Origin of the sequence: Niastella koreensis GR20-10 (genome assembly GCF_000246855.1) — a bacterium.
GTDB lineage: Bacteria > Bacteroidota > Bacteroidia > Chitinophagales > Chitinophagaceae > Niastella > Niastella koreensis.
In genome coordinates this window covers 8,156,302-8,169,845 of record NC_016609.1, presented here as the reverse complement: position 1 = coordinate 8,169,845, position 13,544 = coordinate 8,156,302, and the positions used below count along the sequence as shown (strand labels likewise).

Genomic DNA, 13,544 nt, shown 5'->3' with positions numbered 1-13,544 from the left:
ATGAAAGCATTTGGTCATCATATTGTGCTCAAACTAGGCGCCATCAGCAGGTACCGCATAAAGCTGATGCTGATGACCGGTTTATTCTGGACCATCGTAGACACAGGTGTTTATTTGTATAAATTCTTCCGTGACCATATGGACGAGGCGGAGCAACCGTTCGACATACATACTTCGGCGGTGCTGTTATTACGCACCGGGTTGGTTTTTTTGATTTGTCTTACTATGGCTTACCTGCTTATTTACCAGTTAAAACACCTGGTAAGAAATCTGCCCCTTTGGTTAAGTCTGCTCGTAAAATGCGTGCTGCTGGTAATAGCTGCTTTTTTATTGAACTATATTCTACACTTTACCTACATCTGGCTAATTGAAAAAGAGCCGCTCAATACCGAGCTAGGCCATCATTACTATAAAACATTTCAGTTTGGCCTTTTCGTCAGTCAATGGGTTCGGTGGTTGATCACCTTCCTGGTTACCATCCTGTTCATTGAAGTAAATGAAAAGTATTCGCCCGGTGTTTTTTTCGATATCCTGGCAGGCCGGTACTTAACACCCAAAATTGAAACCCGCACAGTTATCTTTGTCGACCTCGTTGATTCCACCAGTATTGCCGAACAACTGGGTCATAAAAAATACTTCCGCTTCATACGCGATTTCATCTACTTTATTTCGATAGCCTTGCTGGAAAACGATGGCCAGATCTATCAGTATGTGGGTGATGAAGTAGTGGCCTCCTGGACGGTTAAAAAACAAAACGCCAACAGAAAATGCCTGCTGGCGTTGCTGGAATGTAAAAGATTACTACAGCGCAACAAAAACTATTTTAAAAGACAATACGGAGTTGTACCCGAATTCAGAGCAGGCATTCATACCGGTGAAGTAACCATTGGCGAAATAGGCGTTATAAAAAAAGACCTGGCCATGAGTGGCGATACCATGAACACCGCGGCCCGCCTGCGTTCTGCCACCAGCGAACTGAATCAACAGGTAATCACTTCAAAAGCTTTTGTTTCCCAAACCAATTTAAAGAACTGGCAATCCGTTAACCTGGGCCTGGTTGATTTAAAGGGTAAAGAATCAGCAATGGAATTATATGCATTGAAGTTCTAACGTTTAATAGCGTTGCCATTATTCCACATCTAACCATGTAGGCACATCACTTCTCCATTGCATAATTATTGCTTATAGCATAAAAAGCCTATATGAACACATACCAGCATTTTATGGCCCTCATTGGCAGTGTAATAATTGTTGCAAGCTGTAAGGACACTGCCGGTGAACGCAAAGATGTAAATGCAGTGGCCGACCAGCAATCTGTGGTTGATACCATTCCCACAAGATCAAACACCTCACCAACCGGCATGGGCGATACAATTGTTCACCGTTATATAAACCTGAATACGGGGGAACCGGTTGATTTGTATTATGATCCCAAAGCGAGAAAAACCTATTCGGTTAATACCAATGAGCCCATCGAGTTTTATATCGACATGAATACCGGCGATACCGTTTATGGACAGGGCAGATTTATAGTAAACAATTTCATTTCCAAATCGGATGCAGGAACTTTCAAACTGAATGCTGATAAAATAAAAATGGATAAAGATGAGATCAAGATCAAAGAGGGGAACAAAAAGCTGAAAATAGATAATAGCACCATGAAGTTGAAAGACGGCGATCTGAAAATGAAAACAGATACTGTTAGCGGAAAGATCAAGACCGGCGATCTGAAGAAAAAAATGGAAGGCGACAGATCAAAGACCAAAGGTTAATAATTGCCTGTAATATTTAGACCTGTCAGGTGCACATAAACCTGCTGATTAAGCAAGCTAAAACAGTGCACCTGACAGGTCTTTTTAAAGTATTTTAGTTCACGCGGCCCAGCATTTCCTGCAGCTTCATTACCAGTTCGGTTTTGGTAATGGGCACACCCATGATCTTGTTGTAGCCTTTGGCATCAACAAAATACTGGTCGCGAATGATCTTTATCAATTGTCCGTTATTGATCTCAGGGATCAGCACCTGCTCAAAGTTTTTGAGTATGGCGCCCAGGTTTTTAGGGAAAGGACGCACATAGCGTAAATGCGCATGGCTAACTGCATAACCCTGTTGTTGCAATTCAGCAACGGCACTTTTAATAGCACCATAAGTACTACCCCAGCCCAATACAAGGATCTTACCGCTTTCAGGACCGCTATCCAATGTTTGTTCAGGGATATAATCAGCTATCTTATCCACTTTTTCCTGTCTTATCTTCACCATCAACTGGTGGTTCTCAGGATCGTAACTTACGTTACCGGTATTGTTTTGTTTTTCCAAACCACCAATGCGGTGTTCCAAACCAGGCACACCCGGAATAGCCCAGGGACGCACCAGTTTTTCATCACGCAAATAAGGCTGGAATTTCTCTTCACCGTGTCCCAGCTCAGTTTTGAACTTAACTGTTATAGGAGCCAGCTCTGCGCTCTTGGGGAAACGCCAGGGTTCAGCACCGTTGGCAATATACCCATCGCTCAGGAAAATCACCGGCGTCATATGTTGTACCGCAATGCGCACCGCTTCATACACGGCATCAAAACAATCACTTGGTGTGCTGGCTGATACAATAGGCATGGGGCATTCGCCATTACGGCCATAATAGGCTTGTAACAGATCGCTTTGTTCTGTTTTGGTAGGTAACCCTGTTGAGGGACCGCCACGTTGAATATCGCAGATCACAAGGGGAATCTCCAGCATTACAGCCAGGCCCATCGCCTCGCCTTTCAACGCCATACCAGGACCGGAAGTAGTGGTAACTCCCAGGTTGCCGCCATAAGCAGCTCCAATGGCTGCAGAAATACCGGCAATTTCATCTTCTGCCTGGAAGGTTTTTATGCCAAAGCCTTTGTGACGGCTCAGTTCATGTAAGATGTCTGACGCCGGCGTAATGGGATAAGTACCCAGGAACAAAGGCAAACCGCTTTTTTGCGAAGCGGCAATAAGACCATAAGCCACTGCCTGGTTACCCATAATGGAACGGTATTCACCGGTATCCATCCGGGCCTTCTCTACTTTATAGCGGGTAGTGAACGTTTCGGTAGTATCGCCGAAATTATAACCAGCCTGTAACACCTTTATGTTGCTTTCAAGGATCTCCGGCTTCTTGCCGAATTTATCTTTCAGGAACTGGATGGTATTGTCCATATCCCGGTTATACATCCAGTACAGAAAACCCAGCACGAACATGTTCTTTGCACGGTCCTTCTCCTTCGTACCCATGGTAATTTCTTTCAGCGCCTCCCGGGTCATCTTGGTCACATCCATTTTAATGACCTCATAATTGCCGAGGCTGCCATCTTCCAGTGGGTTAATACCATCGGGATAATTGGCCAGACGCAGGTTCTTGATATCAAAACCATCGGTATTGGCTATTATCTTTCCACCCTTTTTCAGGGCCTTCAGGTTCGACTTCAACGCAGCGGCATTCATAGCTACCAGTACATCACACTCATCGCCGGGAGTAAAAACCCGGTCACTCGAAAACCGCAATTGGTAACCACTTACACCAGGCAGGGTTCCCTGGGGGGCACGTATTTCGGCCGGAAAATCAGGAAAAGTGGCAAGGTCAATGCCCAGCAAAGCAGTGTTGTTAGTGAACTGAGTGCCCGTTAACTGCATTCCGTCTCCGGAATCACCGGCAAATTTTATCACTACATCCTGCAGGACCTGTTCTTTACGAATCATTGTAGTCTGTTGTTCTAGTTAATTTGCAAAATTACTATAAGTTAAGACAGATTGTTGACTTAATTGCTATTGGTTTAGGACAATACAGACATTCCATCCGCCCCGATGCCCGTGCAGTAAGGATTTACCCCGCTTACGACAAGCGGAAAATAATATAGCAGGTTGATTTTCTGCCATTTCTATGCTTTCCTGCCTTGCCGTTTCAGTGTCATTTTAGTGCTTTTTTGCAAGTAGCGGGAAGAATATGAACTGGTATTGGCGAGTAAATATCCGGACGTTAAAGCCCTGCCCTGAGTTTATTGCGCAGTATCTGAGCCGTTACCAGTAACTGCCCCGTATGACGCATGGTATGTTCAGCGGCATGAAAAAGCAGCCCTGATACAGTGGAAGGCAATTGCTGGCGGCCAACGCCTCTGAATTGCGTGAGCGTGGTTTCATCGATGGCCTTCAGGGCATCCAGCGCAGCATTTATTTGTGTATCCAGTTTAACAAGCAGATAAGTTACTGTATCCTGTTCTTCGTGTATTTCTTCTGCTTTTAAATAATCCAGTTGCGTGGGCGAAAGCGGCTGGCCCGCGGCATAGGTGAATAACCGGTCAAGCACACCCGCCATATGCTTTAAATGAAAGCCGGGTGAGGCTACCCCTGAAGGATGTTCCCAAAGCAGGGCTTCGGGGAAATTATCCATCCTGTTATGGATCTCCTCCTTTGCCTGTAATAAAGCATGCGCTACCGGCTGCACCAATGCAGGAAAGCCGGGTAACGCGCCACGAAGCCATACTTCGGTTTGTTTTACGGGTGCCATACGTTTATAAACAAGAATGCCCCGAAAAAGTTCGGGGCATTCGCTATTATGTTCTGTAAATGATCTTAATAAGGCTTCATCGACTGGTAAATGGCTTCCTGTACTTTAGGCCTGATGCTCATCTTCAAAAATTTGCTTGGGTCAGGGCTGTTAACCCGGTTACTGAGAAAAACAAAGATCAGGTTATACCTGGGATCAACCCAGAAACAGGTACCGGTAAAACCGGTATGGCCAAATGTTTGCGGCGAAGCAGAAGCACAGGGATAGGGTTCTGCACGTGTGGCATTGTCCTTTTCAGGTTTATCAAAACCCAATCCGCGGCGGCTGATCTCACTATGATATTGATTGAAGTAATCCACAGTCTTACGGCTAAAAAAGTTATGTCCGTTTAATACCCCGCCATTCAGCAACATTTGCGACAGTACGGCTATCTCATAGCCATTGCTGAACAAACCGGCATGGCCGGCCACGCCGCCAAACATGGCAGAACCCGGGTCATGCACATCGCCATGGATCAATTGATTGCGGAAACCTTTTTCTCTTTCCGTAGGTGCAATATAATCGAGCGGAAAACGGTCGGCAGGTTTGAAGCCTGTTTCCAACAGGTTCAGCTTATCGTAAAATGTTTTCTTTACGTATACGTCCAGCGGCATTTTGGTGATCGCTTCTACTATCTTGCCCAGGAAAATATAATCGTTATCGCTGTAAATATATTTACCCTTTGGCTCCAGCGAACTGGTTAAAATGCGCTTCATAATGGTGTCTTCCCAGTCTTTGCGAATGTACAGGTGGGCAGCCACCCGGATGCTGTAGATGCTATCCGGATCAGCATGATAAATATCAGGCAGCGGATTGTTATTGGCATCCATGGTTTCGCGGTAAAAAGGAATGAATGCTTTCAACCCTGCCTGGTGCAATAAAATATCCCACAGCTTTAACGGCGCTTTATTGGTACCGCGCGTTACCGGCAGGTAATCGCCCAGCGTTTTTTGAATATCCAGCTTGCCATCGTCGTATAACTTCAATACACATAAAGTAGTAGCCATGATCTTGGTTACCGAAGCCATATCATAAATGGTTTCAGGATAAACCGGTTCGGTGCTGTCGAAGGTTAAATAACCAAACGCTTTTTCATAAGCGATCTTGCCATCTTTGGCCACCACTACTACAGCGCCTGGAATAGCTTTTTGTTTGATGGCATCGTTCACAATAGAGTCGATGGCCGCACTCATTTTAACAGCATTGAAGCCCAGCTGACTGGCAGGTACCGTGGGCAACAAGCGGCGCACGATAATACCATCGCCATATTTAAACTCGGGACAAACCGTTACCGGCAATTTACCCTTTGCCAGAAAGCGGCCATGTAACAGATCATTTGCGGTAGTTTGCGTAATGTCATCATCTTCATACGCCTCAATAAGCACCGGCGCCTTACACATATTTTTGATAACATAGGGGTTGCCAAACACCACCGTGATGGATTGCTGCTGTTGCTGAATGCCCTGCATCAATTGCAGCGCGGCATTACTAATACCAAAGTTATTGGCAGGAAAGCGGGCAAACTTGTGTACCCCAATGATCACCACGTTAAAGCTGTCTTTCAGCTTTTGCAATAAAGGCGCAACAGCGCTGCTGTCTTTTTTATAATCGAAGTAAAAAACCTCCGCATCAAACCCTTTGCGCACCTGGGCGGCAAAAGCATTGTCCTGCGTTAAACCCATACCTACATAAGCAATACGCGGGCCTTTGGTAAGGGGAAAGATGGCCTCGTTGTCGTTACGCAACAGGGTGATCGCATTTTCAGCAATGGTGCGGCGTGTTGCGGCCACTTTGCTGTTGAGGTCGTTCAACAGGTTGGTAGTATCTATGGGTTTCCAGTTGGCCAGTCCGTACTGATACTTGGCATACAACACTTTTCTTACGTGTTCATTGATATCGCTCCAGTGCAGTTTTCCTTTGCGGATGGCTTTGCGTATTTTCTTGATGCTTCCGGGAATATCGCCAGGCAAACACAACATATCGTTACCGGCTATCAACGCTTCGCGCGATGCTTCCCCATCGGGATAATACTTGGCAACGCCCTTCATCTCCAGCGCATCGGTAAACGTAAGCCCGTTATAATTAAGCTCTTTGCGCAGCAGATTGGTAACGTTGTTATAGGAAATAGAGGTAGGTTTATGTTCGGTGCTGTCAATAGCCGGGATCGACAAATGCGCGATCATTACACTGCCCACGCCGGCCCTGAAGATCTGGTTGAAAGGATACAACTCCAGCGAATCGAGCTGGGCCTTTGTTTTATTGATCACAGGTAAATCCAGGTGTGAGTCTACAGCCACATCGCCATGACCGGGAAAGTGTTTGGCGCAACCCATTACCCCAATATCCTGCATACCTTTCATGTACGCAATACCGTAATCGGCCACCTTGTATTTATCTTCCCCAAACGACCGGTCGTTGATAACCGGGTTATTAGGATTATTATTGATATCAACTACGGGTGCATAATTCACCTGGATGCCTATCCGTTTGCACTGTTCCCCTACAACCCGGCCGTAATCGTAAATGAGGGAACGGTCCTGTACGGCCCCCATCATCATTTGCCGGGGCAGGCCCATTACGCTGTCTATCCGCATGCCCACACCGTTCTCGGCATCGATGGTCACCAGCAACGGCGTTTTGGCAATGGCCTGCAGGTGGTTCAATACGGTTGCCTGTTTTATAGGCCCGCCCTGGAAAAGACAAAGCCCCCCAATATTGTATTTATGGATGGCTTCCTCCACCTGTTTATCATAAAATACCACCGTTTTGTCGGGGCCTACAGACGACACCCTGACCACCATTAACTGGGCTATTTTTTGCTTTTTTGATAATGATTTGAATACGCTGTCAACCCAATGATCGGCAGCGGGATTACCCGAATGCTGCGCCTGAACCTTGCTACCAACCAAACCGATCAAAAGAATAAAACCAATAGTTTTTAACGAGTTCCTCATGTACATGAACTGATTTTAGAATGCAGGGAATGAACATCAAATTTACTGTTAATAAGGGGTTTGGGCCATTAAAATTCTTCTAATATTGGGTGCGTTTTTGTGCGGACGAAAGCCAGCAAGCTCAGTGTTTACGGCACTTTAAGATAAATGTTTTTATTAATTGGCGGCTAAGATCATTATCCACAAGGCTTGTTTTACTGCACGCTTTTGAGCGCTGGAATATGCAATCAAATAATTGTACATTTGCGAACCCAAAATCAGGAGAGTAGCCTTGGCGGATATCATTCATTTATTGCCCGACAACATTGCCAATCAGATAGCGGCCGGTGAAGTAATTCAGCGGCCAGCCAGTGCCGTAAAGGAGCTGCTGGAAAATGCTGTTGACGCCGGCGCCACCGAAGTGAAATTAATTATCCAGGATGCAGGCAAACAGCTGCTTCAGGTAATTGATAATGGCAAAGGCATGAGCGAAACCGATGCCCGCATGGCTTTTGAACGCCATGCCACCTCCAAGATCCGCAATATCGACGACCTGTTTCAGATCCGCACCATGGGTTTCCGGGGCGAGGCCCTGGCCTCCATTGCCGCCGTTGCCCAGGTAGAGCTGAAAACGAAACGCGCCGAAGATGAAACAGGTACCTACATAGAAATCGAGAACAGCGTGGTAAAACTGCAGGAGCCGGTGGCCGCCGCCAATGGTACCAGCATTGCCATGAAAAACCTGTTCTTCAATGTGCCTGCCCGCCGCAATTTCCTCAAAAGCAATGCAGCCGAAACGCGGCACATCATCGACGAGTTTATGCGGGTGGCGCTCTCGTTCCCTAATATCTTTTTCTCGCTTACCAATAACGGTACACAGGTTTACCACCTCGAAAAAGGCAGCCTTAAACAACGTATTGTACAGGTACTTGGCCAGCATTACAATGCCCGCCTGGTTACCGTTCAGGAAAAAACCGATTACCTGAACATCTACGGCTTTGTTGGCAAACCCGATACAGCTAAAAAAACCCGGGGCGATCAATACTTCTTTGTAAACAACCGGTTCATCCGCAGCGCTTATTTAAACCATGCGGTCATGAGCGCTTTCAAAGAAATGATCCCCACCGATAGTTTTCCCTTATACGCCCTGTTTATTGACCTTGATCCTGCCCAGGTAGATATCAACGTGCATCCTACCAAACAGGAGATCAAGTTTGAAGATGAAAAGATCGTGTATGCATTTGTGCAGGCAGCCGTTAAACATGCGCTGGCCCAGTTCAGCATTACACCCACGCTCGAGTTCGACCTCGACCCTACCATTCAATCGCTGGATGCTTTAAATAAACCGTTCACAGAAGATCAGCAGCAGGCCGCCCGCTCTTCCGACCTGGCTAAAAACTTCTCGCAAAGAGGACAGGCCCATTTTATCAATCCTACCGATAAAGCAGAGCTGAAAAACTGGAAAGATTTTTTTGAGAAGAACGATGAATCCGGCAATCGGCAATCGGCAACCGGCAATGAGCAAAAGGAAGAAAAATTTGAATCCTTACTAGACAAACTTAAAAAACAGGAAGGTGGTGGCGATTATGTGCCCCCGGTTCAACAGTATACAACACCATTTGCCAAACAACTGGTTGATGACAACGCCCTGTTGTTCCAGTTGCACAGCAGTTATATTGTAGCACCCACTGCACGGGGCTTTATGCTCATTCACCAGCAACTGGCGCATGAACGCGTTTTATACGAACGCTTTGCCGCTGCTACCGTAGGCAAAAGCATTCCTGCCCAGCGCAGCCTGTTCCCCGTTACGCTGCAGCTATCGGCTTCAGATGCGGTCTTATTAATGGAACTGGCCGGCGATCTCAACCAACTGGGTTATTTAATTGAACCCTTTGGCGCCAATGCCTTTGTAATACAGGGCACCCCGGCCGATGTATCGGCAGGCAATGAAAAACTGGCCATAGAAAATTTGCTGGAACAATACAAACACTTCAGCAGTGATCTCAAGTTCTCCCGCCGCGAAAAACTGATCCGCTCGCTGGCCTGGCAACAGGCAATAAAGCCCGGCACATCCCTGTCACTCGATGAAATGCGCGGCCTTACCACAGACCTGTTCAAATGTGCACAGCCAAATGTAACGGCCAGTGGCAATCCTACTTACATTGAATTTAAAAAAGACTACCTGGAGCAGCTATTTAAGCGTTAACAAAGATTGTCCTTTCGGCTGTCTCCTTTTTTTATCTTCCCAGATATTATACCGCAGGTAAAACTGAAGGCTTTTATTTTTATCGAATGTATACGGCGAAAGGGGCGGGTTTACCTGGATACTTACATAATTATTGAACGCCTGGCTGTATTGCAGCCCCACCGTAAACCGGCTCCAGTAATAGCTCATGTCAATCAGTAACCGCACTTCGCTCCCGTTCAACCGGCTCGATAACGAGTCGTTCTTAAACTTGGTAAAGTAATTTTTTACCAGGTATTCCTGTGGCGGGCCACCGGGGCCATACTTCTTTTCTATCTGTTCATATTGCGCTACCCCACTCACCAGGTTGCTGTACTGCAAACCCGTTCCCATATAAAAGTTCTTGAGCGGACTATGATAAATAGTTATGGGCACATTGAAATAATACAACTTACGGGCTGTAATGCTGGTGGTCATTTCCACCAGGCTGGGGCCTTGCTGATACATTTTCTGGTCCTGGTAAAGCAACAGGGGATGTATAAACTGCGGCGCTCTGAACTGCAACCCGGCCTGGATGTACGTTTTATTATTGAAATGATATTGGAAATGGGGTGAAGGAATATAATCGGAGATCGTATTAACACCCGCATTACTGTTATAAGCCAATGGCTCCTGGTCGCCTATCGGGAAACCCAAGGGCAGCGATAACCCAAAGGCAAATTGTTTATCCTCGTTGGTGCTGAAAGGCGATTTTTTGCGGGCGGTCGCTTTTTTATTGTTCGCCTTATCAGGGAACAGATCGGCCTGGGTATAATAAGGAAACTCCCGCTGTATCATAGCCGAGGGCGATATTACCGCATCACCGGTATAATTGATCTTATAAGTAACCGGCGACGGTGGTAACCCCGAACCGTCTGGCTGCGATGGCTGCGAACGGTGCGGCGAAAAGATCGTTGGCGTATACGTAAGGTTGCCTGCCTGTCCCCGCTTGTCGGGAGCCCCAACATTCTTTTCTGCCCGGTTTCTGTTGACCCCGGCCGGCGGGTTGTTTGTCCCGTTCCTGCCTTTTTTATTTTTAGCCTTGCTGGTAGCAGCACCGCCCATTATAACCGCACTGGCGCCAGCCATTCCTTTATTGATTTTTTTGGTTACCCTGCGATGGCGATTGGTAGTTATTGTAGGGTTATTACCGGTGCTTTTATTGTCAGTTTTTGAATCAGCAGCGTAAATGTTTTTTCTATCAGGAGATATTTTATGGTGAGCGTTCTTGCTGTTTGGAACACCGGGTACAGTCCGGTTGTTATCATTGGTTGTTACCAAACCCGGTGTACCGGGGTTATTGCCACTACTTCGCGCTTTGGCGGTTTTGTTACCAGGCACAGACCCGCCATTACCATTGTTATTGGTAACAGCAACATCAGCCTGATGGTTGGTAGTAGTAACCGCAGCATCATTTGGCGTGCTGGTAGCGGAGGCGTATTCTGCGCCAGGCAGATTCTTATGTTTGGCAGCGGGTTGCTCAACATTTTTTTCTGTTGACGCAACGGCTGGTGCTTTTTTGTTGTTAACGGTTTTTATAGTGCCGGCCACTGCATCATTACGTTGTTCTTTCGTAATCAGCTGTTTGCCGCCAAACCAGGTTCCCACGAGCACGGCCACTATAGTGCCGGCGATCCACCAGCGGAATCTTCCACCGGGTCCACCTCCGCCTCGTGGCAAATCTTTATCAAGCAGCGATTTCATATGCTGCCAGTTTTGGTCAGGGTCGCCAGGTGGCGGTAGTTGCACCAGTTTCTCCGCTAAGTGTTTTTCGTATGGATGTTTCAGGTTCATCACATTTACACTTGCAAGGTTTGTAATAGTTTTTGCAGTTGTTTACGGGCCTCGCTCAGGTGCCATTTACTGGTTCCCTCACTAATACCCAATAGGTTAGCAATTTCCCGATGATTGTACCCCTCTACTACATACAGATTGAACACCGTTTGCGTGGCCGGCGATAACTTCTGTACGAGCAATAAAACTTCATGGGAAGACATTCGTTGTATGGCGTCTGCATCGATGGCTGGTTCGTCTACTTTCTCCAGTTCAATGTGCGTATGGAATTTGCTGCGCTGCCTTACAAAGTCAATAGAAGAATTTATGATAATGGTTCTCACCCAGGTATACAAGGAAGCACGGCTCATATCATACGTATGAATGTTCTTGAATACCTTCAAAAAACCATTATGCAATACCTCTATCGCATCTTCCTGGTTACGGGTATATCGCAGGCAAATAGATGCCATGGGGCCGTAGAACTTCTTATATAAGCGTTCCTGGGCCTTGCGGTTGTTATTAATACAACCATTTATCAATTCTATATCGGTAGCATTGGTGGACAATCAAGCCTGTTGAATGGTGTTGATCTAAAAAAACCTGAATGTGCTTTGAATGCTAAAATTCACTTTAGTTTAACGGCCAATTGCCAGTTGCTGATATTTAATACGGAGTAGGGTAACCTTACGGTTGGGGGAAAAAAGAGAAAAATGGAAAACTTTGTTAATACCGGGCCCGGATGCCGTTCAAAAACGTCTCTACCCGTTTGCGGATCTCACTTGCACTGCCGGTGTGGTTATTCACCAGCACCGAAAAAATCAGCAGCTTGTTCTTTTTAGTATACAAATATCCGCTCAACGCCACAACACCCGACAAGGTACCGGTCTTGGCAAATATATAATTACTATCCTGTTTGTACAAATTGCTCAAAGTACCCTTGCCGCCGGTAGGCAGTATGCCCTGCAGCCGCTTCATGCCCACCTCCTGCTTCATTTTCTGTAACAACACAACAAAGTCATTGGGGGTAAACAGGTTATAACGGCTTAACCCGCTTCCATCCACCCAACGGGGTTTTTGCGGCAGGTCGCGCAGATCGGTTTTTAACAGGGTGTCTATGATCTTCCCGTCGTTCATTTCGCCCAGTCTTGCCTGGCTTACCATCAACAGCGTTTGTTCGGCAAAAAAGTTATCGCTGCGGTACATCATGGGCTGTAATAAAGAATCCAGGGGCCGCGAATGAATGGTATTCAAAGTGGCAGGTTGTTTTCTAAACACCTCCCTGTATTCAATTTGTTTACCAATTGTATCGGGCAGCAGTTCAATGGCCGATTGAAGACCATGGGTCACAAACGGCACATCCTGTTCTTTTTTCTTTTCGGTTCCCTCGGTAATATTAAACACGTTCTCGGCCCGGTCGCGTTGCACAAAGAATGCTTTACGCGTAATTCCGGCAAACCGCACTTTCCAGTTTATTTCGGGGATAGAATAGATAGAAGGGGTTTGCCCTTCCTGGTTTTCATTACTAACGCCTTCAGCAATTTCCTGCACCCAGTGAATCGTATTCCCATACACCGGCAGCGCGCTGCGCTCGGGCATATAGCTGTCGTTATAATCGTTCCAGCTCCAGCCGGCGCCCAACGCTTCATCTTTCCAGTTGGCATCGGTTATATACAGGTGTTTTTTTGTCTTTTGCAGAAACTCAATCACCGGCTGTTTTTTATAATCGCTGTGCAACAAACTGGGATCGCCCGTACCAATCAGGAACAGGGCGGTGTCATTCTCCCAATAGCGGATGCCGGGCAGGCTGTCGCCCAGGTATTTCAGGGCCGCATAACAGCTGAATAATTTGGTGTTGGAAGCCGGAACAAAATACTTTTTACCGTTATGATTATAGAGGTATTTATTGGCCGATGCATCAAAAACACTAATGCCCACGTGCGCATGTTCCAGGCTTGAATCAATAAACAGGTTGTTATTCGCCGATTTGGTTATCTGATGCTGAGTTGAACAGGACGCAAGAAGCTGCAAGCTACAAGCAGCAAGC

Annotated in this window: 9 protein-coding genes; 3 read left to right on the top strand and 6 right to left on the bottom strand. The window is 46.5% G+C overall.

Features of this window, described 5'->3' with window-relative positions; genetic code table 11:
- A complete protein-coding gene (locus NIAKO_RS37420; RefSeq protein ID WP_014222780.1) occupies nucleotides 1-1,110 on the top strand; it encodes an adenylate/guanylate cyclase domain-containing protein in 1,110 nt (369 codons plus the stop codon).
- A 92-nt stretch (nucleotides 1,111-1,202) separates the two neighbouring features.
- Complete coding sequence (locus NIAKO_RS32695) at nucleotides 1,203-1,772, top strand: hypothetical protein (protein ID WP_014222779.1); 570 nt, start codon at nucleotides 1,203-1,205, stop codon at nucleotides 1,770-1,772.
- A 94-nt stretch (nucleotides 1,773-1,866) separates the two neighbouring features.
- Here the strand turns inward: NIAKO_RS32695 and NIAKO_RS32690 are convergent, their stop codons facing one another.
- The 3 genes from NIAKO_RS32690 to NIAKO_RS32680 form a co-directional block, all read right to left on the bottom strand.
- Nucleotides 1,867-3,723, bottom strand: coding sequence for a 2-oxoacid:acceptor oxidoreductase subunit alpha (locus tag NIAKO_RS32690; RefSeq protein ID WP_014222778.1), 1,857 nt, complete (start codon nucleotides 3,721-3,723; stop codon nucleotides 1,867-1,869).
- Nucleotides 3,724-4,000: 277 nt separating this feature from the next.
- The gene (locus NIAKO_RS32685; RefSeq protein ID WP_014222777.1) at nucleotides 4,001-4,528 is read right to left on the bottom strand and encodes a DinB family protein; all 528 of its coding nucleotides are present in this window, start codon (nucleotides 4,526-4,528) and stop codon (nucleotides 4,001-4,003) included.
- A 65-nt stretch (nucleotides 4,529-4,593) separates the two neighbouring features.
- A complete protein-coding gene (locus NIAKO_RS32680) occupies nucleotides 4,594-7,521 on the bottom strand; it encodes a serine hydrolase domain-containing protein (RefSeq protein WP_041347581.1) in 2,928 nt (975 codons plus the stop codon).
- 271 nt (nucleotides 7,522-7,792) lie between these two features.
- Here NIAKO_RS32680 and mutL point away from each other — a divergent pair, with 271 nt between their 5' ends.
- Complete coding sequence (mutL, locus tag NIAKO_RS32675; RefSeq protein ID WP_014222775.1) at nucleotides 7,793-9,706, top strand: DNA mismatch repair endonuclease MutL; 1,914 nt, start codon at nucleotides 7,793-7,795, stop codon at nucleotides 9,704-9,706.
- Here the strand turns inward: mutL and NIAKO_RS32670 are convergent.
- The 3 genes from NIAKO_RS32670 to dacB form a co-directional block, all read right to left on the bottom strand.
- Nucleotides 9,692-11,428 carry a hypothetical protein gene (locus NIAKO_RS32670; RefSeq protein ID WP_133055234.1) on the bottom strand — a complete coding sequence of 579 codons (1,737 nt, stop codon included), beginning with the start codon at nucleotides 11,426-11,428 and terminating at the stop codon, nucleotides 9,692-9,694. The two genes, mutL and NIAKO_RS32670, sit on opposite strands and share 15 nt — an antisense overlap.
- Nucleotides 11,429-11,523: 95 nt before the next feature.
- The gene (locus NIAKO_RS32665; protein ID WP_014222773.1) at nucleotides 11,524-12,066 is read right to left on the bottom strand and encodes an RNA polymerase sigma factor; all 543 of its coding nucleotides are present in this window, start codon (nucleotides 12,064-12,066) and stop codon (nucleotides 11,524-11,526) included.
- Nucleotides 12,067-12,223: 157 nt separating this feature from the next.
- Nucleotides 12,224-13,528, bottom strand: coding sequence for a D-alanyl-D-alanine carboxypeptidase/D-alanyl-D-alanine endopeptidase (gene dacB / locus NIAKO_RS32660; protein ID WP_049815657.1), 1,305 nt, complete (start codon nucleotides 13,526-13,528; stop codon nucleotides 12,224-12,226).
- Nucleotides 13,529-13,544: the final 16 nt, after the last annotated feature.